The 22520-nt window shown below is 74.5% G+C and carries 21 protein-coding genes and 1 riboswitch; of the genes, 19 read left to right on the forward strand and 2 right to left on the reverse strand.

The genetic code is table 11. The features are described 5' to 3' along the window. Window positions 1-164 precede the first annotated feature (164 nt). From pyrF to TPA0908_RS18885, 13 genes are all read left to right on the forward strand, one after another. Window positions 165-1031: an orotidine-5'-phosphate decarboxylase gene (pyrF, locus tag TPA0908_RS18825; protein ID WP_281939735.1), complete on the forward strand. Its 867-nt coding sequence runs from the start codon at window positions 165-167 to the stop codon at window positions 1029-1031. 147 nt (window positions 1032-1178) lie between these two features. Further along, window positions 1179-1496: an integration host factor, actinobacterial type gene (gene mihF, locus TPA0908_RS18830; RefSeq protein WP_013285515.1), complete on the forward strand. Its 318-nt coding sequence runs from the start codon at window positions 1179-1181 to the stop codon at window positions 1494-1496. 25 nt (window positions 1497-1521) lie between these two features. After that, window positions 1522-2055, forward strand: coding sequence for a nucleoside/nucleotide kinase family protein (locus tag TPA0908_RS18835; RefSeq protein ID WP_281939738.1), 534 nt, complete (start codon window positions 1522-1524; stop codon window positions 2053-2055). 39 nt (window positions 2056-2094) lie between these two features. After that, window positions 2095-2361: a DNA-directed RNA polymerase subunit omega gene (gene rpoZ, locus TPA0908_RS18840; RefSeq protein ID WP_025617742.1), complete on the forward strand. Its 267-nt coding sequence runs from the start codon at window positions 2095-2097 to the stop codon at window positions 2359-2361. Window positions 2362-2375: 14 nt separating this feature from the next. Next, window positions 2376-3584, forward strand: a complete 1209-nt coding sequence (coaBC, locus tag TPA0908_RS18845; RefSeq protein ID WP_281939742.1) for a bifunctional phosphopantothenoylcysteine decarboxylase/phosphopantothenate--cysteine ligase CoaBC — start codon at window positions 2376-2378, stop codon at window positions 3582-3584. A gap of 80 nt (window positions 3585-3664) precedes the next feature. Then, the gene (gene metK, locus TPA0908_RS18850; RefSeq protein WP_281939744.1) at window positions 3665-4870 is read left to right on the forward strand and encodes a methionine adenosyltransferase; all 1206 of its coding nucleotides are present in this window, start codon (window positions 3665-3667) and stop codon (window positions 4868-4870) included. 59 nt (window positions 4871-4929) lie between these two features. After that, window positions 4930-6966 (forward strand): primosomal protein N', encoded by a 2037-nt coding sequence (locus TPA0908_RS18855; protein ID WP_281939746.1) that lies wholly within the window; start codon window positions 4930-4932, stop codon window positions 6964-6966. A gap of 229 nt (window positions 6967-7195) precedes the next feature. Then, entirely contained in the window at window positions 7196-8179 is a 984-nt protein-coding gene (locus tag TPA0908_RS18860; protein ID WP_281939748.1) for an AAA family ATPase, read from the forward strand. Window positions 8180-8277: 98 nt separating this feature from the next. Next, window positions 8278-9522 (forward strand): cytochrome P450, encoded by a 1245-nt coding sequence (locus TPA0908_RS18865; RefSeq protein ID WP_374709249.1) that lies wholly within the window; start codon window positions 8278-8280, stop codon window positions 9520-9522. A gap of 42 nt (window positions 9523-9564) precedes the next feature. After that, the gene (gene def, locus TPA0908_RS18870; protein ID WP_107160071.1) at window positions 9565-10125 is read left to right on the forward strand and encodes a peptide deformylase; all 561 of its coding nucleotides are present in this window, start codon (window positions 9565-9567) and stop codon (window positions 10123-10125) included. Between the two features lie 5 nt (window positions 10126-10130). Beyond that, entirely contained in the window at window positions 10131-11057 is a 927-nt protein-coding gene (fmt, locus tag TPA0908_RS18875; protein ID WP_281942614.1) for a methionyl-tRNA formyltransferase, read from the forward strand. Between the two features lie 182 nt (window positions 11058-11239). After that, entirely contained in the window at window positions 11240-12745 is a 1506-nt protein-coding gene (locus tag TPA0908_RS18880) for an RsmB/NOP family class I SAM-dependent RNA methyltransferase (protein WP_281939752.1), read from the forward strand. A gap of 143 nt (window positions 12746-12888) precedes the next feature. Further along, window positions 12889-14640, forward strand: coding sequence for a M28 family metallopeptidase (locus tag TPA0908_RS18885; RefSeq protein WP_281939754.1), 1752 nt, complete (start codon window positions 12889-12891; stop codon window positions 14638-14640). A gap of 42 nt (window positions 14641-14682) precedes the next feature. Here the strand turns inward: TPA0908_RS18885 and TPA0908_RS18890 are convergent, their stop codons facing one another. Together TPA0908_RS18890 and TPA0908_RS18895 are read right to left on the reverse strand one after the other, a co-directional pair. Further along, complete coding sequence (locus TPA0908_RS18890) at window positions 14683-15573, reverse strand: septum formation family protein (RefSeq protein ID WP_281939756.1); 891 nt, start codon at window positions 15571-15573, stop codon at window positions 14683-14685. Between the two features lie 121 nt (window positions 15574-15694). Beyond that, on the reverse strand, window positions 15695-16582 hold the full coding sequence (locus TPA0908_RS18895) for a septum formation family protein (protein WP_281939758.1): 888 nt from the start codon (window positions 16580-16582) through the stop codon (window positions 15695-15697). A gap of 260 nt (window positions 16583-16842) precedes the next feature. Here TPA0908_RS18895 and rpe point away from each other — a divergent pair, with 260 nt between their 5' ends. The 6 genes from rpe (at window position 16843) to TPA0908_RS18925 (ending at window position 22517) form a co-directional block, all read left to right on the forward strand. After that, window positions 16843-17523, forward strand: coding sequence for a ribulose-phosphate 3-epimerase (gene rpe, locus TPA0908_RS18900; protein ID WP_107160083.1), 681 nt, complete (start codon window positions 16843-16845; stop codon window positions 17521-17523). 1 nt (window position 17524) lies between these two features. Further along, window positions 17525-18481 carry a GGDEF domain-containing response regulator gene (locus TPA0908_RS18905; protein WP_281939761.1) on the forward strand — a complete coding sequence of 319 codons (957 nt, stop codon included), beginning with the start codon at window positions 17525-17527 and terminating at the stop codon, window positions 18479-18481. An 80-nt stretch (window positions 18482-18561) separates the two neighbouring features. Beyond that, a riboswitch (FMN riboswitch) is annotated at window positions 18562-18735 on the forward strand. A 171-nt stretch (window positions 18736-18906) separates the two neighbouring features. Beyond that, complete coding sequence (gene ribD, locus TPA0908_RS18910; protein WP_281939762.1) at window positions 18907-19968, forward strand: bifunctional diaminohydroxyphosphoribosylaminopyrimidine deaminase/5-amino-6-(5-phosphoribosylamino)uracil reductase RibD; 1062 nt, start codon at window positions 18907-18909, stop codon at window positions 19966-19968. Between the two features lies 1 nt (window position 19969). Beyond that, window positions 19970-20566 carry a riboflavin synthase gene (locus tag TPA0908_RS18915; RefSeq protein WP_281939764.1) on the forward strand — a complete coding sequence of 199 codons (597 nt, stop codon included), beginning with the start codon at window positions 19970-19972 and terminating at the stop codon, window positions 20564-20566. After that, window positions 20563-21255 (forward strand): nicotinamide riboside transporter PnuC, encoded by a 693-nt coding sequence (gene pnuC / locus TPA0908_RS18920; RefSeq protein ID WP_281939766.1) that lies wholly within the window; start codon window positions 20563-20565, stop codon window positions 21253-21255. Before TPA0908_RS18915 ends, pnuC begins: the two co-directional genes overlap by 4 nt. Then, on the forward strand, window positions 21252-22517 hold the full coding sequence (locus TPA0908_RS18925; RefSeq protein ID WP_281939768.1) for a bifunctional 3,4-dihydroxy-2-butanone-4-phosphate synthase/GTP cyclohydrolase II: 1266 nt from the start codon (window positions 21252-21254) through the stop codon (window positions 22515-22517). The genes pnuC and TPA0908_RS18925 overlap by 4 nt, the downstream gene beginning before the upstream one ends. Window positions 22518-22520 lie beyond the last annotated feature (3 nt).

Below are 22520 nucleotides of genomic sequence, written 5' to 3' on the forward strand. Positions count from 1 at the left end.
CCGGTTGAGCCCCGACCGGGGCGGTCAGGGGCCGATTGAGCCGTGACCGGAGGGGTTGGCCGACCGAGCGACCGGTCGGGGCCGGCCGGAGCGAGCTGCCGCGGCGGGAGGGCCGTCGCGGGACACCGAGGCGGCCCGGAGCCGTCGGGAGAGGGAGAGACGCGATGGAGACGTTCGGCGCGCGACTGCACCGGGCCGTGGCGGAGCGGGGACCGCTCTGCGTGGGAATCGATCCGCACCCGGGTCTGCTGGCCGACTGGGGGCTGCCCGACGACGTCGACGGGCTGGAGCGGTTCTGCCGGACCGTGGTGGAGGCGATCGGCGACCGGGTCGCGGTGGTCAAGCCGCAGTCGGCGTTCTTCGAGCGCTTCGGCTCGCGCGGCGTGGCGGTGCTTGAGTCAACTATCCGACAGTTGCGTAATGTGGGCGCGCTCGTTCTCCTCGACGTCAAGCGCGGAGACATCGGCTCGACGGTCCGCGCGTACGCCTCGGCGTACCTCGATCCATCCAGCCCGCTGTATGTCGACGCGATCACCGCGAGCCCCTACCTGGGAGTAGGTTCGCTCGCGCCGATGGTCGAGACGGCCGCCGCGCACGGGGGCGGGGTCTTCGTCCTGGCGCTCACCTCCAATCCGGAGGGGGCTGCCGTGCAGCGCGCGGTGGGGGCCGACGGACGCACCGTCGCGCAGGCCGTCATCGACGAGATTTCCCAGCTCAACCGGGGTGCGGAGCCGCTCGGCAGCTTCGGTCTGGTGGTCGGCGCGACGATCGGCGAGACCGGTCACGACCTCGGCGGGGTGAACGGTCCGCTGCTCGCGCCGGGGCTGGGCGCGCAGGGCGGCACGCCCGCCGGGCTGCGCGCCGTCTTCGGCGCCGCGCTGCCGTCGGTGCTGCCGTCGTACTCCCGGGAGGTGTTGGGCGCGGGGCCGGACCAGGCCGCCCTGCGGGCCGCCGCGGAGCGGGTGCTGGCCGAGTGCCGGGCCGCCCTGACCACCGCCGGACTGACTGACGGCTCGGTCACTTTACGTTGATCATCGCGCGTCCACGTTGCCGAAAGCTCCGTCGACCGCTAGTTTTCCCCGCGCTGGGAACCACGGACCCCTTTGGTTGCCAGCGACACCACGTTTCACAGCTGCGGTGGGGCTCCGCCCGCCGTACTAGGGACCTGAGGAGAACTGGTGCCGCTCCCGTCACTGACCCCCGAGCAGCGCGCTGCCGCGCTGGAGAAGGCTGCGGAGATCCGCAAGGCCCGCGCTGAGCTGAAGGAGCAGCTCAAGCAGGGCAAGACCACCCTCGCCACCGTCCTCGAGCGGGCCGAGTCCGACGACGTCGTGGGCAAGCTGAAGGTTTCGGCCGTGCTCCAGGCGATGCCGGGCATCGGCAAGATCCGGGCCACCCAGATCATGGAGAAGCTCAAGATCGCCGACAGCCGTCGCCTTCGCGGCCTCGGCGAGCAGCAGCGCAAGGCGCTGCTGGGAGAGTTCGCCGCCAACTGAACGGACCACCGTGTAGAAACAAGCGGTGAGCACGGATGACGAGGCGCGCTCGGCGGCTCGGCTCACTGTCCTGTCCGGTCCCTCCGGGGCCGGTCGGGGCAGTGTCGTCGAGCAGGTCCGGGCGCGCCTTGCGTCCGTGCGGGTGCCGGTGGTCGCCACCACCCGGCCCCCGCGACCGGGCGAGCGGGACGGCGTGGACCGGCTCTTCCTCGACCCGGTCGGCTTCGACCGGCTGATCGCCGCCGACGAGCTGCTGGAGTGGTGCCGGATCGGGCCGTACCGCCGGGGGGTGCCCCGGGCACACGTGCGGTCCCCCCTGGCGCAGGGCCGGCCGGTGCTGCTGCCGCTGGACCTGGCCGGCGCGCTCGCCGTCCGCGCCGTCGTGCCGGAGGCCCGGCTGGTGCTGCTCACGCCGCCGGCGTACCGGGCCGACCCGGTCGTGGCGGCCGCGTTCGCACACGCCGTGGCGCACGACCGGACCGAGCGTGCCGCGGCCGAGCTGGTAGGATTGCTCGGTTCGTCATTCCTGGCACCGGCCCGACCGCCACCGCGCGGTTGAGCGACGGCCGCCGCCGAGCGAGACGCAGAGGTCAAATTCGTGGGATCCATCGCCACCAACCCCGAGGGCATCACCAACCCGCCGATCGACGAGCTGCTCGAGAAGACCACCTCGAAGTACGCGCTGGTCATCTTCGCCGCCAAGCGCGCGCGTCAGGTCAACGCCTACTACAGCCAGCTCGGTGAGGGCCTCCTGGAGTACGTCGGCCCGCTGGTGGAGACCACTCCGCAGGAGAAGCCGCTCTCCATCGCCATGCGTGAGATCAACTCGGGCCTGCTCACCGCCGAGCCGACCGACCAGCCGTAACTCCGCCCGCGCCGATGCCCGCCGAGATCGTCCTCGGGGTCGGCGGCGGCATCGCCGCCTACAAGGCGTGTGAGCTGCTCCGGCTCTTCACCGAGTCGGGTCACCGGGTCCGGGTCGTGCCGACCGCGTCGGCGCTCCGCTTCGTCGGGGCGCCGACCTGGGCGGCGCTCTCCGGCCAGCCGGTCGCCGACGACGTCTGGTCCGACGTGCACGAGGTGCCGCACGTGCGCCTCGGGCAGCGCGCCGACCTGGTCGTGGTCGCGCCCGCCACCGCCGACCTGCTCGCCAAGGCCGCCCACGGCCTCGCCGACGACCTGCTCACCAACACGCTGCTGACCGCGCGGTGCCCGGTGCTGCTGGCACCGGCCATGCACACCGAGATGTGGGAGCACCCGGCCACCGTGGCCAACGTGGCCACGCTGCGGTCCCGGGGTGTGCGGGTGATCGAGCCGGCGGTCGGCCGGCTCACCGGTCGGGACACCGGCAAGGGCCGGCTGCCCGACCCGGCGGAGATCTTCGCGGTCGCCCGCCGGGCGCTGGCCCGCGGCGTCGCCGCCCCGGCCGACCTGGCCGGCCGGCACGTGGTGGTCACCGCCGGCGGCACCCGCGAGCCGCTCGACCCGGTCCGGTTCCTGGGCAACCGGTCCTCCGGCAAGCAGGGGTACGCGTTCGCCCGCGCCGCGGTCGCCCGGGGCGCCCGGGTGACGCTGGTCTCGGCCAACGTGGCGCTCGCCGACCCGGCCGGGGTGGACCTGGTGCGGGTCGGCACCACCGAGGAGCTGCGGGCGGCGACGCTGGCCGCCGCCGCCGACGCGGACGCCGTGGTGATGGCCGCCGCGCCGGCCGACTTCCGCCCGGCCAGCTACGCCACCGGCAAGATCAAGAAGTCCGAGGGCGACCCCGCGCCGACCATCGAACTGGTCACCAATCCGGACATCGCCGCCGAGTTGGGCCGGAACCGGCGACCCGGCCAGGTGCTGGTGGTGTTCGCCGCGGAGACCCACGACGCGGAGGCCAACGGCCGGGCCAAGCTGGCCCGCAAGCGCGCCGACCTGATCGTGGTCAATGAGGTCGGCGTCGACAAGGTGTTCGGCGCGGAGACCAACGCCGCCGTCGTGATCGGCGCCGACGGGGCCGTGCACCGGTTCCCCGAGCAGCCCAAGGAGGCCCTGGCCGACGCCGTCTGGGACCTCGTGGCGGTACGCCTGGACGGGCCGTCCTGACCCTTGGGCTCCGCACGTTTGCGAATGACGCCGGACACCCGGCGACTAAACTGTCGCGAGCGACCTTCAAACGTTTTTACATGCTTAGGAGTGCCGTGACACGTCTCTTCACGTCCGAATCGGTCACGGAAGGCCACCCGGACAAGATCGCCGACCAGATCAGCGACGGCATCCTCGACGCGTTGCTCGCACAGGACCCGCACAGCCGGGTCGCGGTGGAGACGCTGATCACCACTGGCCAGGTGCACGTCGCCGGCGAGGTGACCACCAAGGCGTACGCCGACATCCCGACCATCGTGCGGGAAACCATCCTCGGCATCGGCTACGACTCGTCGAAGAAGGGCTTCGACGGCGCGTCCTGCGGCGTGAGCGTCTCCATCGGCGCCCAGTCGCCGGACATCGCCCAGGGCGTGGACAACGCGTTCGAGCTGCGTACCGGCGGCTCGGAGAGCGCGCTCGACGCGCAGGGCGCGGGCGACCAGGGCATGATGTTCGGCTTCGCCTGCTCCGAGACGCCCGAGCTGATGCCGCTGCCGATCGCGCTGGCGCACCGGCTGGCCCGCCGGCTGGCGCAGGTCCGCAAGGACGGCACGATCCCCTACCTGCGGCCGGACGGCAAGACCCAGGTGACCATCGAGTACGACGGGCTGCGGCCGGTCCGCCTGAACACGGTGGTGGTGTCCAGCCAGCACGCGGCGGACATCTCGCTGGAGTCGCTGCTCACGCCGGACGTGCGCGAGCACGTCATCACCCCGGAGCTGGAGGGCCTCGAGCTGGACACCGAGGGGTACCGCCTCCTGGTGAACCCGACCGGGCGGTTCGAGATCGGTGGCCCGATGGGCGACGCCGGGCTGACCGGCCGGAAGATCATCGTGGACACCTACGGCGGCTACGCCCGCCACGGTGGCGGCGCGTTCTCCGGCAAGGACCCGTCGAAGGTCGACCGGTCGGCCGCGTACGCGATGCGGTGGGTGGCCAAGAACGTGGTCGCCGCCGGGCTGGCCGAGCGGTGCGAGGCGCAGGTCGCGTACGCGATCGGCAAGGCGCACCCGGTGAGCCTGTTCGTCGAGACCTTCGGCACCGAGACCGTGCCGGTGGCCGCGATCGAGAAGGCCGTCGCCGAGGTGTTCGACCTGCGCCCGGCCGCCATCATCAGGGACCTTAACCTGCTGCGCCCGATCTACCGGCAGACCGCCGCGTACGGCCACTTCGGCCGGGATCTGGCGGACCTGACCTGGGAGGGCACCGACCGGGCCGCCGACCTCAAGTCGGCCGCGGGAGCCTGACCGCCGACACGCGCCGCGACCGGCGACCCGCTGCGGGGTCGCCGGTCGCTCGCGTCTGCGTGGACGTGCCGCTGCCGCACCTCGACCGCCCGTTCGACTACCTGGTCCCGGATTCGCTGGACGCCGACGCCCGGCCCGGGGTGCGGGTGAAGGTCCGCTTCGCCGGCCAGCTCGTCGACGGCTGGCTGCTGGAGCGCGTCGCCGAGTCCGACCACCCGAAGCTGGCGTACCTGGAGAAGGTCGTCTCCCCGGTGCCGGTGCTCTCCCCGGAGGTGGCCCGGCTGGCGCGGGCGGTCGCCGACCGGTACGCCGGCAGCCTGGCCGACGTGCTCCGGCTCGCCGTGCCGCCCCGACACGCCCGCGCCGAGAAGACCGCGACCGCCGCCGAGGTCGCCGCAGCGCCCGCGACCGGCTCCGCGCCCGAGCCCGCCGCCGAGCCCGTGAGCGGGCCGCCGGTCACCGCCGGGCCCGTGAGCGGGCCGCCGTTCGGGACCGTCGGCGAGGGCGCCGACGCGGCCGTCGCCGGGGGCGCCGGCCTGTCGGTCGACCCGCGCGGCTGGCGGGACTACCCGGCCGGACCGGCGCTGCTGCGCGCGCTCGCCGAGGGCCGGCCGGCCCGCGCGGTCTGGTCGGCGCTGCCGGGGGAGGACTGGGCCGACCGGTACGCGGACGCGGTGGCCGCCACCGTGGCCGGCGGCCGGGGCGCCGTGGTGGTGGTCGCGGACGGCCGGGACCTGGACCGGCTCGACGCCGCCCTGACCGCCGTGCTGGGCCCGGGCCGGCACGTCCGCCTCACCGCCGCCGACGGGCCGGCGCGTCGCTACCGCGCGTTCCTGGCCGCCCGCCGGGGCGAGGCGCCGGTGGTGATCGGCACCCGCGCCGCCATGTTCGCCCCGGTGGACCGGCTCGGCCTGGTGGCGGTCTGGGACGACGGCGACGACCTGCACGCCGAGCCCCGGGCGCCCTACCCGCACGCCCGCGAGGTGCTGCTCACCCGGGCGCACCTCACCGACGCGGGCGCGCTGGTCGGCGGGTACGCGCGGACCGCCGAGGCGCAGTTGCTGGTGGAGACCGGCTGGGCGCGGGAGGTGGTCGCCGACCGGGCCACGGTGCGGGCGCGGATGCCGGCGATGGCGCCCACCGGCGACGACCCGCAGTTGGCCCGGGACCCGGGCGCGGCCTCCGCCCGGCTGCCCAGCCTGGCCTGGACCACCGCTCGGGACGCGCTCCGCGCCGACCTGCCGGTGCTGGTGCAGGTGCCCCGCCGCGGTTACCTGCCCTCGGTCGCCTGCGCCGAGTGCCGGGCCCCGGCCCGCTGCCCGCACTGCGCCGGCCCGCTCGCCCTGCCGTCGGCGCAGGGCACGCCCGCCTGTCGCTGGTGCGGCCGGGTCGCCGCCGCGTACGCCTGCCCGGAGTGCGGTGGGCGGCGGCTGCGCGCCTCGGTCACCGGCGCCCGGCGGACCGCCGAGGAGCTGGGCCGGGCGTTCCCGGGCGTGCCGGTGCGGACCTCCGGACGGGAGGAGGTGCTGGCCACGGTGCCCGGCGGCGCCGGCCTGGTGATCGCCACGCCGGGCGCCGAGCCGGTCGCCGAGGGCGGCTACGGCGCGGTGCTGCTGCTCGACTCGTGGGCGCTGCTCACCCGGGCCGACCTGCGGGCCGGGGAGGAGGCGCTGCGGCGCTGGCTGGCCGGCGCCGCGCTGGCCCGGGCCGGCGCGGCGGGCGGTCGGGTGGTGGTGGTCGCGGACGGCGCGCTGGCGCCGGTGCAGGCGTTGCTGCGGTGGGACGCGGCCTGGTTCGCCGCCCGCGAGCTGGCCGAGCGCCGGGAGTTGGGCTTCCCGCCGGCGGTGCGGATGGCCAGCGTCACCGGCGTGGCCGAGGCGGTGGCCGACCTGCTGGCCGGCGCCCGGCTGCCGGACGGCGCCGAGGTGCTCGGCCCGGTGCCGGCCGAGGAGGGCCGGGAGCGGATGCTGGTCCGTGTCCCGCGGTCCCGGGCGGGCGCGCTGGCCGGCGCGTTGCACGCCGCGGCCGGGCAGCGCAGTGCCCGCAAGGCCGCCGAACCGGTCCGGCTCCAGGTCGACCCGCTGAGCCTGTTCTGAGCGGGCCGCCGGGCGTGACGGAGCGCACCCGGCCCCTCGCGTACGGTCGTGACCTGGGGTTTGTCGCACACCTGGTCCGGCAATTGGATAGCGGGCGGTGATAGCATCGCCCGTCATGCCCAGGCGCGCGGGATTTCCGCGCGGTACGCGGCGCGGCGGCTGCTCCGAGCACGTCGGGCCATACGGATTCGATGTCGTCAGTCAGCCGGTGAGCAGGGGTGGACCAGTCGTGACCGTTCGTCAGTCGATCGTCTTCAACGGTGATCTCGGCAGCGGCAAGAGCACCGTTTCCGTCGAGATCGCCAAGCGGCTGGGGCTGCGCCGGGTCAGCGTCGGCGACCTCTACCGGCAGATGGCGCAGGAGCGACAGATGACCGCGCTCCAGCTCAACCTGCACGCCGAGCTGGACCAGGCGGTCGACGGCTACGTCGACCAGCTCCAGCGGGACATCGCCGCCTCCGGCGAGTCGCTGGTCATGGACTCCCGCCTGGCCTGGCACTTCTTCACCGACGCGCTCAAGGTGCACATGATCACCGAGCCGACCGAGGCGGCCCGGCGGGTGCTGGCCCGCCCGTCCGGCCCGGCGGAGAGCTACACCTCGCTGGAGGAGGCGCGGGCCAAGCTGCGGGAACGCAGCGAGAGCGAGCGCAACCGCTTCATCGTCCGGTACGGCGTCGACAAGGCCCGGCTACGCAACTACGACCTGGTCTGCGACACCACCCGGGCCACGCCGGAGCAGGTGATCGCGCACGTCGTCGACGTGTACGAGGGCCGGCTCGGCGCCGACGTGCTGCGCGCCGGCCAGCCGCTGCTGCTGCTCGACCCGACCCGGGTCTACCCGACCGAGGACGTCGCCACGCTGCGCGGTCTCTGGGACGCGGAGCCGGCCGGCGAGGCGGGCCGGGCCGGCGACGAGGCGGTGGAGCCACTGAGCATCGGCTACACCGGTGAGTACTTCTTCGTGGTCGACGGGCACCGGCGGCTCAGCGCCGCGGTGCGCGGCGGCCTCCCGATGGTCCCGGCCCGGCTGGTCGCCGAGGTCGACGAGCCGGTGGTCGGCGGGCTGAGCGCGGTCGACTTCTTCGCCGCCCAGGCCCGGCCGGCCCTGATCCACGACTGGGAGGACGCGCACGGCATCGCGCTGCCGCTGCCCGAGCACGCGCTGCTGGGCGGCGGCCCGGTGCTGGCCGGGGAGCCGGGCGCCGGCGCCTGACCGGCGGGGTCGCCCGAACCGGGCGAACCGGGGGATGATGGGGTCCTTCGATACCTGGGAGGCCGCCCGTGGATCCTGCCGACGCCCTCGCGCTGCTGATGTCCCCCGCGGGCCGGGTCGATCCCTACCCGACGTACGAACGGCTGCGGGCGCACGGCCCGGTGGTCCAGGCCGGCCCGGTCTTCTACGTGGTGACCGGGTACGCGGAGGCCGACGCGATCCTGCGGGACGCCCGGTTCGGGGTGATGGACGACGCCCTGCGGGACCAGTTCATGCCCGGCTGGCGGGAGAGCCCGGCGGTGCTGTCGATCTCCCGGTCGATGCTGCGCACCAACCCGCCCGACCACAGCCGGATGCGGCGGCTGGCCGCCGGCGCGTTCACCCCGCGGCGGATCGCCGCCATGCGCGGTGTGGTCGAGGCGCAGGCCGACGCGCTGGTCGACGCCATGCTGGCCGCCGGCCGGGGCGGGGCGCCCGTCGACTTCATGGCCGCGTTCGCGTACCCGCTGCCGGTGGGGGTGATCTGCGCGCTGCTCGGCGTGCCGGCGGCGGACCGGCCGCTGTTCCGGCGTTGGGCCACCGACCTGACCGGCGTGCTGGAGCCGGAGATCACCCCGGACGAGTTGGCCGTGGCCGACCGGGGCGCGGCGGAACTGCGCGCCTACTTCACCGACCTGGTCGCGGCCCGCCGCCGGGTCCCCACCGACGACCTGACCACGGCGCTGGTGCAGGCGCACGACGCCGACGGCGAGCGGCTGTCGGGCGACGAGCTGCTGGCCAACCTGATCGTGCTGCTGGTGGCCGGCTTCGAGACCACCACCAACCTGCTCGGCAACGGCCTGGTGGCGCTGCTGGGCCACCCGGCCGCGGCGGCGGCGCTGCGCGAGCACCCGGAGTTCGCCCCCGGTTACGTCGACGAGCTGCTGCGCTACGACTCGCCGGTGCAGCTCACCTCCCGGATGAGCACCGCGTCCTCCCGGCACGGCGGCGTCGACCTGCCGCCGGAGAGCTGGATCATCGTGATGCTCGGCGCGGCGAACCGGGACCCCGGCCGGTTCCCCGAGTCGGCCCGCTTCGACCCGTGGCGCCCGCAGGTCCATCCGCTGTCCTTCGGCGCCGGGCCGCACTACTGCCTCGGCGCGGCGCTGGCCCGGCTGGAGGCGCAGGTGGCGTTCCCGCTGCTGCTGCGCCGGCTGCCCGAGCTGGCGTTGGCCGGCCGGCCCGAACGGCGGGTCCGGCTCACCCTGCGCGGCTTCGCCACGCTGCCGGTCGCGCCGGGGCGGGAGGCGGCCCCGGTCACCGTTGCCGGTCCGCCGCCGGGGGCGGCCGGGCCGACTCCGTAGACTGGGGGCGCACCACCCGTCCCAGACAAGGAGCCCCGCCGCGTGACCGTTCAGCCCATCCGTCTGTTCGGCGATCCGGTGCTGCGCACGCCGGCCGACCCGGTGGTCGACTTCGACGCCGAGCTGCGCAAGCTGGTCGCCGACCTGACCGACACGATGCGTGAGCAGAACGGCGCCGGCCTGGCCGCGCCGCAGCTCGGAGTGAGCCTGCGGGTGTTCACCTTCGACGTCGACGACATGCTCGGCCACCTGGTCAATCCGGTGCTGGAGTTCCCCGACGAGGAGGAGCAGGACGGCCCGGAGGGCTGCCTCTCCATCCCCGGGCTCTACTTCGACACGAAGCGTCGGCAGAACGTGATCGCCAAGGGCTTCAGCGCCCACGGCGACCCGATGCAGATCGTCGGCACCGGCCTGATGGCCCGCTGCGTGCAGCACGAGACCGACCATCTCGACGGGGTGCTCTTCGTCGACCGGCTCGACGCGGCCGGCCGCAAGGAGGCCATGAAGGCGATCCGTCAGGCCGACTGGTACGACCAGGGCGCCCCGCCCACGGTCAAGCTCAGCCCGCACCCCGTCAGCAACCCGTTCGGCCTGGGGCGGTGACCGGGATGCGCCTGGTCTTCGCCGGCACGCCGGCGGTCGCCGTACCGGCCCTGGACGCGATCGCCGCCTCCGGCCACGAGCTGCTCGCCGTGGTCACCCGCCCCGACGCCCCGGCCGGCCGGGGTCGGGGGCTGCACCGCTCGCCGGTCGGCGCGTGGGCCGACGCGCACGGCGTGGAGGTGCTCACCCCGGCCCGGCCGCGCGAGCCGGAGTTCCTCGACCGGCTGCGCGCGCTCGCGCCGGACTGCGTGCCCGTGGTCGCCTACGGCGCGCTGGTGCCGCCGGTGGCGCTGGAGATCCCCCGGCACGGCTGGATCAACCTGCACTTCTCGCTGCTGCCCGCCTGGCGGGGCGCGGCTCCGGTGCAGCACGCCGTGCTGCACGGCGACGAGCTGACCGGGGCCAGCGTGTTCCAACTGGAGGCGGGGCTGGACACCGGGCCGGTCTTCGGCACGGTCACCGACGAGATCCGGCCCGTCGACACGTCCGGCGACCTGCTGGAACGGCTGGCCCGGTCCGGCGCGGGGCTGTTGGTCGCGGTGCTGGACGCGATCGGCGCCGGCACCGCCCGGGCCGAGCCGCAGCCGGCCGACGGGGTGTCACTGGCGCCGAAGCTGACCGTGGACGACGCCCGGGTCCGCTGGACCGACCCGGCGTTCGCGGTGGACCGGCGGGTGCGGGCCTGCACCCCGGCGCCCGGCCCCTGGACCACGTTCCGCGACGACCGGGTCAAGCTCGGTCCGGTCACCCCGCTGGCGAACGGCCCCGAGCTGAAGCCGGGTGAGCTGCTGGTGGAGAAGTCCCAGGTGCTGGTGGGCACCGCGACCGGGCCGGTGCGGCTCGGCGAGGTGCGCGCGGCCGGCAAGAAGGCCATGTCGGCCGGCGACTGGGCGCGCGGCGCCCGGGTCGCCACGGGTGAGGTTTTCGCGTGAGCGCGAGGAGTGAGCCGGTGTTGCGAGCCCCGCAGTCGCGAACGAAGGGTGGCTTCGCGTGAGCGCGAGGAGTGAGCCGGTGTTGCGAGCCCCGCAGTCGCGAACGAAGGGTGGCTTCGCGTGAGCGCGGGGAGTGAGCCGGTGTTGCGAGCCCCGCAGTCGCGAACGAAGGGTGGTTCCGCGTGAGCGGGTCGGAGCGGCCCGTCGAGGGTGAGCGCCCGCGGGGGTACGACCGCGGCGCCGGCGACCGGCCGCGTGGCGCGGGTCGCGGCGGTGACCGGCCGTACCGGGGCGGCGCCGACCGGCGGGGCGGGCAGCGTCCGGTCCGGCCGACCGTGGACCTGCCCCGGCACGTCGCGTACGAGGCGCTGGCAGCGGTGCACCGCGACGACGCGTACGCCAACCTGGTGCTCCCGGCGATGCTGCGCGAGGCGGGGCTGAGCGGGCGGGACGCCGCGTTCGCCACCGAGCTGACCTACGGCACGCTGCGGCACACCGGCACGTTGGACGCGATCGTCACCGACGCGGCCGGCCGGGACGTGCAGCGGATCGACCCGCCGGTGCGGGACGCGCTGCGGCTCGGGGCGTACCAGTTGCTGCACACCCGGGTGCCGGCGCACGCCGCGGTGTCGTCCACGGTGGACCTGGTCCGCATGGTGGGGCCGGGCGCGACCGGGTTCGCCAACGCGGTGCTGCGGGAGATCGCCGGCCGGGACGCCGACGGCTGGGTGGCGAAGCTCGCCCCGGCCGAGGGCGTCGATCCGATCGGTCATCTCGCGCTGGCGTACAGCCATCCGCAGTGGATCGTGCGGTCGTTCGCCGAGGCGCTCGGCGGTGACCTGGGGGAGACCACCCGGCTGCTGATCGAGGACAACGAGCGCCCGCCGGTGCACCTGTGCGCCCGGCCGGGGCGGGCCGACGCGGTGGCGCTGGCCGACGAGGTCGGCGGCGCGCCCGGCGCGTTCTCGCCGTACGCGGTCTACCTGCCCGGCGGCGCGCCGGGTGACCTGGCGGCGGTGGTCGACGGGCGGGCCCACGTGCAGGACGAGGGCTCCCAACTGGTGGCGGACGCCCTGGCGAACGCGCCGGTGGACGGCCCGGACGGCCGTTGGCTGGACCTGTGCGCCGGTCCGGGCGGCAAGTCCGGTCTGCTCGGCGCGCTGGCCGCGCAGCGCGGGGCGCGGCTGACCGCGGTCGAGGTGGCGGAGCACCGGGCCCGGCTGGTCGAGCAGGCGACCCGGGGTCTGCCGGTCACCGTGCTGCACCTCGACGGGCGGGACGTCGGCGGTGACCCGAAGCTGCCGGAGGGGCACTTCGACCGGGTGCTGGTGGACGCGCCGTGCACCGGCCTGGGTGCGTTGCGGCGCCGGCCGGAGTCCCGCTGGCGCCGGCAGCCGGCGGACCTGCCGCCGTTGACCCGGTTGCAGCGCGAGCTGCTCACCGCCGCGCTGCGCGCGGTCCGTCCGGGTGGCGTGGTGGCGTACGTGACCTGTTCGCCGCACGTGGTGGAGACGCACGTGACGGTGACCGAGGCGTCCCGGCGGTGCGGTTTCCCGGTCGACTTCGTGGACGCCCGCCCGCTGCTGCCGGCCGGCATGCCCGGCCTGGGTGACGGCCCGACGGTGCAGCTCTGGCCGCACCGGCACGGCACCGACGCCATGTTCCTGGCGGTGCTCCGCCGCGGCTGACCCCTCGTCGGGTGCATCCCGGGCGGGGGAGGGGGGTGGTGGGATGTGACGGGCCGTTGACTAAGTGATCGATGCATGTAACTGTTCCGATCACCGGTCCTCGGCCGTCACCCCCGCCCGCACGACCCCCACGAGGAGTCTCCATGAGACGCAGTACGCCGACCACGAGCCTCGCGCTCGCCCTCGTCGCGACCCTGACGACGGCGAGCCTGGCCGGCACCGCCTCCGCCTCCGCCGCGCCCGCTCCGGCCGCCCCCGCCCCGGCCGTCGCCGCGCTCGCCGCACCGGACGTCTCGCTGACCAACGTCCAGGCCCACCTCACCCAGCTCAACTCCATCGCCAGCAGCAACGGCGGCAACCGCCGGGCCGGCTCGGCCGGCTACGCCGCCTCGGTCAGCTACGTCAAGGGCAAGCTCCAGGCCGCCGGCTACACGGTCACCGAGCAGACCTGCACCACCTGCACGTACCCGGGCAGCAACCTGATCGCCGAGTGGCCGCAGGGCCCGGCCGACCAGGTCGTCATGTTCGGCGCGCACCTGGACAGCGTCTCCGCCGGCCCCGGCATCAACGACAACGGCTCCGGCTCGGCCACGCTGCTGGAGAACGCGCTGGTGCTGGCCGCGCAGAACCCGACCATGACCAAGCGGGTCCGGTTCGCCTGGTGGAACGGCGAGGAGCAGGGCCTCCAGGGCTCGAAGCACTACGTCAACCAGCTCAGCAGCACCCAGCGGGGCTACATCAAGGGCTACTACAACTTCGACATGGTGGGCTCGCCCAACGGCGGCTACTTCATCAACCGGATCACCTCGGCCACCGCGGCGCCGCTGAAGGCGTACTGGGACTCGTTCGGCATCCAGCCGGAGGAGAACACCGAGGGGCAGGGCCGCTCGGACGACTACTCGTTCGCCAACGCCGGCATCCAGACCTCCGGCTACGCGGCCGGCGCCAGCTACACCAAGACCGCCGCCCAGGCCGCGAAGTGGGGCGGCACCTCCGGCGCGGCGTACGACGGCTGCTACCACCGCTCCTGCGACACCACCAGCAACATCAACACGACGGTGCTCAACCGCAGCGCGGACGGCGTGGCGTACGCGATCTGGGCGCTCGCGGTCGGCGGCGGCACCCCGGCCAACGACTTCTCCGTCGCGGTCAACCCCACCTCCGGCAGCGTCGCCCGGGGCGGCTCCACCACCGCCACCGTCAGCACCGCCACCACCAGCGGCAGCGCCCAGACGGTGGCGTTGTCGGCCAGCGGCGCCCCGAGCGGCGTCACGGTCGGCTTCAGCCCGTCGTCGGTCACCTCCGGCGGCTCCGCCACCATGACGGTCAGCGCCTCGTCCACGGCGACCACCGGCACGTTCACGCTCACCGTCACCGGCACCGGCTCGGCCACCCGCACCGCCACCTACACGATCACGGTGACCGGCGGCAGCGGCGGCTGCACCGCCGGGCAGCTCATCGGCAACAGCAGCTTCGAGTCCGGCACCACGCCGTGGACGACCAGCTCCGGCGTGATCACCAACGACTCCGGCCAGGCGGCCCGGACCGGGTCGTACAAGGCGTGGCTGAACGGGTACGGCTCCTCGCGCACCGACACGCTCTCCCAGTCGGTGACGCTGCCGACCGGCTGCACCAGCTACACGCTGGCGTTCTGGCTGCACATCGACTCGGCCGAGACCACCACCTCGACCGCGTACGACAAGCTGACCGTGCAGGTCGGCTCCACCACGCTGGCGACCTACTCGAACCTGAACAAGGCCACCGGCTACACCCAGCGCAGCTTCAACCTCGCCGGGTACGCCGGCCAGACGGTGACGCTCAAGTGGACCGGCGTCGAGGACGCCTCGCTCCAGACCAGCTTCGTCGTCGACGACGTGACGCTCCAGGTCGGCTGAGCGCGTGGGGCGGGGTGGGCCGACGCCCGCCCCGCCCGCGGCTCAGGTGATCGGCAGTGCCGAACCGCCGGCGCCCCGCACCGAGCGGGTCAGCGTCCGGTCGGAGATCCAGAGGAAGCACTGCACACCCCGGTCGCCGTCGCGCCACTGCTGCTCGTACGGGTGGTAGACGATGGTGCCGGCCCGGTACTGCATCTTCCCGTCGTTCGGCACCTTGGCGTACTTCGCGATCACCCCCCGGCACGCCTTGTGCGCGCGCAGCGAGGTGCGCTGGAACTCGGCGTAGCTGATGTCGGGCGCCTGGTAGATCCCGACGAACTCGGCGTGGTGCTTCGAGGTGCAGGCCACCGGCCGCATGGCCTGCACCTCGTCCTTGCTCAGCCTGGGGTTGAAGCAGCCCAGCGCCAGCGGAGAGCCGGGCTTGAGCGCGCCGCGCAGGCTGCCGGTGCGGGCGGCCACGTTGCCCTCGTCCAGGTCGGTCACCTCGGCGACGTCGCAGCGGTACCAGCGGGCGCCGCCGGACCAGGCCAGCGCGGACGGGAAGACCACGGAGAGTTGCAACCGCCCGGACCGCCAGTCCGCGCCGACGGCCCGGGTGACCTGCCGGGCGCACTCGGCGTGCGCGGAGCGGACGCCGGCCGAGCCGGCGCGCGGCGGCGCGGAGCGACCGGCGTCCGGGCCGCCCAGCGTGCCGACGTGCAGCGTCTCGGCGCGGTGCGAGGCGGCGCAGTCGACCGGCTGGTAGCCGCTGAGGTAGCCGACGTCGGCGACGGTCGGGTGGCAGACGTCGGCCGCGGGCACGAAGCCGACCGGGGCGGCGAAGGCCGGCCACTCGTCGGTGAGGTCGCGGTCCACCCCGGCCGGCGCGCTGCACCCGCCGACCGCCAGCACCGCCACCGCGCCCGCGGCGACCGCCGCCCACCATCGCCGCATCGCGACCGACCTCCCGCCGTCCGGAGCCGCCCGGCCGACCGGTACGCCTCGGCGACGCAGCATACGGCAACCGGGCCGGCGGCCGGTCGCACGAGGCGACCGTCTCCTGGCGGAGCGGCGGTCAGATGACCGGCAGTCCCTCCGGGCCGGCGCCCCGCATGGAACGGGTCAGTTTGCGGTCGTCGCTCCACAGGAAACAGCGCACCCCCCGGTCGCCCTCCTCCCACTCCCGCTGCGACGGCGGGTAGAAGATGGACCCGGCCCGGTACGGCAGCTCGGCATTGTCCGGCACGTTGGCGAACGCGGCGATCAGCGTCATGCAGCGCCGGTGCGCGGACGGCGCGCGCCGGGCGAACTCGGCCCAGCCCATGTCGCGTTCGGAGTAGACGCCGACGAACTCGGCCCGGTGCGGCTCGGTGCACAGCACCGGGGCCATGTAGTTGAGGTTCGCGCCGATCAGCTTCGGGTCGAAGCAGCGGTGCACCAGCGGGTTGTCGCCGACCAGCGCGCCGCGCAGGCTGCCCACCCGGTTGACCGGCCGGGTGTTGTCGATGCTGTCGGTCTCGGCCAGGTCGCAGCGGAACCAGCGCGCGCCGGCCATCCAGGCGGTCGCCGGTGGCAGCGCGATGTTCAGGGTGAGCCGGGCGGCGTGCCAGTCCCCGCCGATCATCTCCCGGGCCCGCTGGTCGCACTCGGCCCGGGCGCCGCGCAGCTCCGGGGAGCCCGGCTCGGGGCGGGCGCCCTCGGCGGCCGAGCCGGTGAACGAGCCGACGTGCACCGCCTCGGCCAGGTGGCTGCCGGCGCAGTCCACCGTCTCGTACGTGGCCGCCTGCACCACGGCGGTGAGCCGCGGCAGGCACGCGTCGGTGGCCGGGACGAACAGTTGGGGCGCCGGCAGCGCCGCCCAGTCGTCGACGAGGTCCCCGTCGGCCCGGTGCGTCGGGGCGCAGCCGGCGAGCACCGCCGTCACGGCGCCGGCCAGCGTGAGGGCGTGGAGCCACCGTCGCATCGTCCGCTCCTTCGCCGGAGAGATGGCAACCGGTCGCCGCGGCCCGTGCGGCGTCCCCCGCGCCCGGGCGTGCAGCATATGTGACCGTCCCTGTAGGAGTTTCGTCATCTTTCAATCGGTCGGCCAGTCACCGGCGACTATTCGTGTCGATTTCCGCCCCGGACGACGGAATTCTGCACCGAAGGTGACGGGAGGGTCACAGTAGGTCCTTCGTGGTGCCGCGCCGCGGCCGGGGATGACCGCGTTCGTACACTGGCCCCGTGACCGTACCGCCGCCCGTCGTCGCGCCCAGCATCCTGGCCGCCGATTTCGCCCGCCTCGCCGACGAGGTCCGCGCCGTGGAGTCCGCCGCCGACTGGCTGCACGTGGACGTCATGGACAACCACTTCGTGCCCAACCTGACCATCGGCCTGCCGGTGGTGCAGAGCCTGCGCGCCGTCACCGAGATCCCGTTCGACGTGCACCTCATGATCGAGGATCCGCGCCGCTGGGCCCCCGGGTACGCCGACGCCGGCGCGTACAACGTCACGTTCCACGCCGAGGCGTGCGACGACCCGGTGGCGTTGGCCAAGGACCTGCGCTCGGCCGGGGCCAAGGCGGGGCTGGCGATCGACCGGGACACCCCGATCGAGCCGTACCTGGACCTGCTGCCCAGCTTCGACACGCTGCTGATCATGACGATCAAGGCCGGCTTCGGCGGCCAGCGGTTCCTGCCGGCGCTGCTGGACAAGGTGCGCGCCGCCCGCCGCCACGTCGACAGCGGCCACCTGGAGCTGCGCATCGAGGTCGACGGCGGCATCGCCGCGGACACCATCGAGCAGGCCGCCGCCGCCGGGGCCGACGCGTTCGTCGCCGGCACCGCGGTCTACGGCGCCGACGACCCGGCCGAGGCGGTACGCCGCCTGCGGGGCCTGGCGGAACGTGCGATGACCGGGGCCTGAGATGGACGCGGCCGGCGACCGACCCGACGTCATCCTGGTCGTCGACGACGACGAGGACATCGCCCGCTTCGTCGAGTTCAACCTGCGCCTGCACGGCTTCGAGGTGCTGCACGCCGCCGACGGCCAGGAGGCGCTGGAGGTGATCGAGCGGCAACGGCCGGACCTGGCCGTGGTCGACCTCATGATGCCCCGGGTGGACGGGCTGGAACTGACCCGCCGGCTGCGCGCCGACCCGATGACCTCGGCCCTGCCGGTGATCATGCTGACCGCCAAGGGCATGACCTCCGACAAGGTCAACGGCCTCAGCGCCGGCGCGGACGACTACCTGGTCAAGCCGTTCGACACCGCCGAGCTGGTCGCCCGGGTCAGCTCCACGCTGCGTCGCAACAAGGAGTTCCGGGAGGTCTCCCCGCTGACCGGCCTGCCCGGCAACAGCCGCATCCGGCGGGAGATCAGCGACCGGGTGCGCAGCGGCGTGGACTACGCCGTCGGTTACGTCGACATCGACCGGTTCAAGAGCGTCAACGACCGGTACGGCTTCGTCCGGGGCGACGAGTTCATCTCCGCGCTGGCCCGCAGCCTGCACCGCGCGGTGGTGTCGATCGGGCTGCCGCCGGCCTTCCTCGGCCACGTCGGCGGCGACGACTTCGTCATCGTCTGCGCCCCGACCCAGGTCCGGCCGCTGACCAGCCGCGCGGTGGTCGACTTCGAGAACGCCGCCGACACGCTCTACGACCCCACCGACGCCCAACGCGGCTTCGTCGAGCTGAAGGACCGGCGGGGCAACATCCGCCGGGCCGCGCTGGTCACGCTCTCCATCGGCGTGTCGCTGTCCGACAGCGGCAAGCGGTTCACCGACCCGCTGGAGGCCATCGCCGTGGCCTCGGAGATGAAGACGGTGGCCAAGAGCCAACCCGGGTCGTACGTCGCGGTCGACCGCCGCCGCGGAGTTACGTGATCGTGCGGTCCTGCTGTGAGGTAGCTCGCGCGGGTGGCGCGCGCCGCCGCGGAACGTGTAAGACTTCCGGAGTACCCACCACGCGCTGGCGGGGCTCGGTGAAATTCCGAACCGGCGGTGATCCACGGTCCGACCGTGGTAAGCCCGCGACCCGGACGGCTTCGGCCGGACGGTGGACCTGGTGAGAATCCGGGGCCGACGGTTGGGGTGCGGCTCGTCCGCTCCCCAGAAAGTCCGGATGGGAGACAGCGCGCGGAACGGGGGAGGCCCTGCCGGCCGCTGAGCACCCTCAGCCGCGCCTGTGGGCTCCCCGGGGTCGGCTGACGCCGTCCCCGGGTTCTCCGCCGCCGCGTGTCCGCGGCCCTCGTGCCGTCGCTCCCCACCCCGCCCGCGCGTGACCGGCGAGCGGAAGGGCAGGGCGGGCCATGGCGAGCGTCTCCGTCGACGAGGCGATGCGTCGCGCCGTCGCGCTGGCCGCCCGCGGCCTCGGCGCCACCAGCCCCAACCCGGTCGTCGGCTGCGTGCTGCTCGATCCCGACGGCGAGGTCGTCGGCGAGGGCTTCCACGCGTACGCCGGCGGACCGCACGCCGAGATCGTCGCGCTGGCGCAGGCCGGCACCCGGGCCCGCGGCGGCACCGCGGTGGTCACGCTGGAACCGTGCGACCACACCGGCCGCACCGGCCCCTGTAGCCACGCGCTCATCGCCGCCGGCGTCACCCGCGTGGTGATCGCCGTGCCCGACCCGAACCCGGTGGCCTCCGGCGGCGCGGCCACGTTGCGCGCCGCCGGGGTCCAGGTCGCGTTCGGGGTACGCGCCGAGGAGGCCGAGGCCGGCAACGTCGCCTGGCTCACCTCGATGCGCCGCGGTTGGCCGTACCTGATCTGGAAGTACGCGGCCACGCTCGACGGGCGCTCCGCCGCCGCCGACGGCACCAGCATGTGGATCACCTCGGAGGCGGCCCGCACCGACGTGCACGCGCTGCGCGGCACCGTCGACGCGGTGCTCGCCGGGGTCGGCACCGTGCTCACCGACGACCCCCGGCTCACCGCCCGCAACCTGCGCGACGGCACGCTCGCCATCCGGCAGCCGCTGCGGGTGGTGGTGGACAGCTCCGGGCGTACCCCGGTCGACGCCCGGGTCCGCGACGGCGCGGCCCGGACCTGGGTGGCCACCGCCGCGGAGGTCGGGGCCGGCCCGGACGGCCGGGTCGACCTGGCGGCGCTCCTGGCCGAGCTGCACCACCGCGGCGTGCGGGCCGCGCTGCTGGAGGGCGGTCCCACGCTGGCCGGCGCGTTCCTCGCCGCCGGCCTGATCGACAAGATCGTCGGCTACGTCGCGCCGAAGCTGCTCGGCGCCGGTCCGACCGCGCTGGGCCACGCCGGCGTGACGTCCATCGCCGACGCCGTCGACCTGGAGATCACCGACGTTACGCAGGTCGGTCCCGACCTGCGGATCACCGCGCTGCCCCGGAAGAGGGAGGCCTGACATGTTCACCGGCATCGTCGAGGAGCTGGGCGAGATCGTCCGGAGCACCGAGACCGGCGACGACTCGGCGCTGGTCGCCATCCGCGGTCCGCTCGTCACCTCGGACGCCCGGCACGGCGACTCCATCGCGGTCAACGGGGTCTGCCTGACCGTGGTCGACGTCGACGGCGGCGTCTTCACCGCCGACGTGATGGGTGAGACGCTGCGCCGCACCGCGCTCGGGGCGCTGCGCCCCGGCGACGCGGTCAACCTGGAACGGGCCGCGGCGCTGAACAGCCGGCTCGGCGGGCACCTCGTACAGGGGCACGTCGACGGCGTCGGCGAGGTCATCGGCCGGGAGCCGGCCGCGCAGTGGGAGACGGTCCGGTTCCGACTGCCCGCCGAGCTGGCCCGCTACGTGGTGGAGAAGGGCTCGATCACCGTCGACGGCGTGTCGCTGACCGTCGCGGAGGTGGGCGACGACTGGTTCTCCGTCGGTCTGATCCCCACCACGCTCAAGCTCACCGTGCTCGGCGGCAAACGGGTCGGTGACCCGGTCAACCTGGAGGTGGACGTGCTGGCCAAGTACGTCGAGCGACTGCTGGGCGGTGCCCGGTGACCGGCCCGCTCGGCTGGCTGCTCGACGCCCAGGTGCACGTCGTCGGCTCGCCGGTGCTGGTCCGGGAGATCGTCGGCAACGTCTTCGGGCTCGTCTCGGCGCTGCTCGGGCTGCGCCGGGTGGTCTGGGCCTGGCCGGTCGGCATGATCGGCAACGGGCTGCTGTTCACCGTGTTCCTCGGCGGCGTCTTCGCCACCCCGCAGGCGCACGACCTCTACGGCCAGGCCGGCCGGCAGGTCTTCTTCTTCGCGGTGAGCGTCTACGGCTGGTGGCGCTGGTCGCGCAACCGCCGGTCCGGCGACGGTGGGGAGCCGGCCGTGGTGCCGCGCTGGGCGACCGGCCGGGAACGGCTGGCCCTGCTCGTCGCCGCCGCCGTGGGCACCGCCGCCGCCTATCCGGTGCTGGCCGCGCTCGGCTCGTGGGGGCCGCTGCCGGACGCCTGGATCCTGGTCGGCAGCCTGCTCGCCACGTACGGCATGGCCCGCGGCTGGGTGGAGTTCTGGCTGGTCTGGATCGCCGTCGACGCGGTCGGCGTGCCGCTGCTGCTACGCGGCGGCTTCTACCCGTCGGCCGCCATGTACCTGGTCTACGGCGCGTTCTGCGCGGCCGGCTTCTACGCCTGGTGGCGCACGTCGCGGACCGCCACGCGGACCCGGATCCCGGCGACGTACTCGGAGGTCGTGGCATGAGCAGCTTCGGTTCGATCGAGCAGGCGGTGGCGGACGTCGCCGCCGGCCGGCCGGTGGTCGTGGTCGACGACGAGGGCCGGGAGAACGAGGGTGACCTGATCTTCGCGGCCGAACTGGCCACCCCGGAGCTTGTCGCGTTCATGGTCCGCCACACCTCGGGCTACGTCTGCGTGCCGTTGACCGAGGCCGAGTGCGACCGGCTGGACCTGCCGCCGATGCACCACACCAACCAGGACCGGCGCGGCACCGCGTACACGGTGACGGTGGACGCCCGCGAGGGCGTCAGCACGGGCATCTCGGCCGCCGACCGGTCGCACACCATCCGGCTGCTCGCCGACGCCGGCACCGACCCGACCGACCTGGCCCGCCCCGGCCACGTGGTGCCGCTGCGCGCCCGCGCGGGCGGGGTGCTGCGCCGGCCCGGGCACACCGAGGCGGCGGTGGACCTGACCCGGCTGGCCGGGTTGCGCCCGGCCGGGGTGCTCTGCGAACTGGTCAACGACGACGGCACCATGATGCGCGTGCCGGACCTGGAGAAGTTCTGCGCCGAGCACGGGCTGACGCTGATCACCATCGCCGACCTGATCGCGTACCGGCGAAGGACCGAGAAGCAGGTGGAGCTGGCCGCCGAGGCGCGGATGCCCACGCCGTACGGCGTCTTCACGGCGCTCGGCTACCGTGCCGAGCACGACCCGGCCGAGCACGTCGCGCTGGTCTTCGGCGACCTCGGCGACGGCCGGGACGTGCTGGTCCGGGTGCACTCCGAGTGCCTCACCGGGGACGTGTTCGGCTCGCTGCGCTGTGACTGCGGCCCGCAGTTGCAGGCCGCGCTGGCCCGGGTCGCCCGGGAGGGCCGCGGGGTGGTGCTCTACGTGCGCGGGCACGAGGGGCGCGGCATCGGCCTGCTGCACAAGCTCCAGGCGTACCAGTTGCAGGACCAGGGGCGCGACACCGTGGACGCGAACCTCGACCTGGGGCTGCCGGCCGACGCGCGGGACTACGGCACCGGCGCGCAGGTCCTCTACGACCTCGGCGTCCGGTCGATGCGGCTGCTGACCAACAACCCGGCCAAGCGGGCCGGCCTGGAGGGGTACGGCCTGACCGTGACCGGCCGGGAGGGGCTGCCCGTGTCGTCGAACCCGGAGAACGTGCGCTACCTGCGCACCAAGCGGGACCGGATGGGCCACCTGTTGGACGGGCTGGACGAGGTGACCGAGGCTCCGATGGGCCGCCCGGTCGCCGGTGACGAGATCGGAGCGTAGGAC

Source organism: Micromonospora sp. AKA38 (genome assembly GCF_027925725.1).
Lineage (GTDB): Bacteria > Actinomycetota > Actinomycetes > Mycobacteriales > Micromonosporaceae > Micromonospora.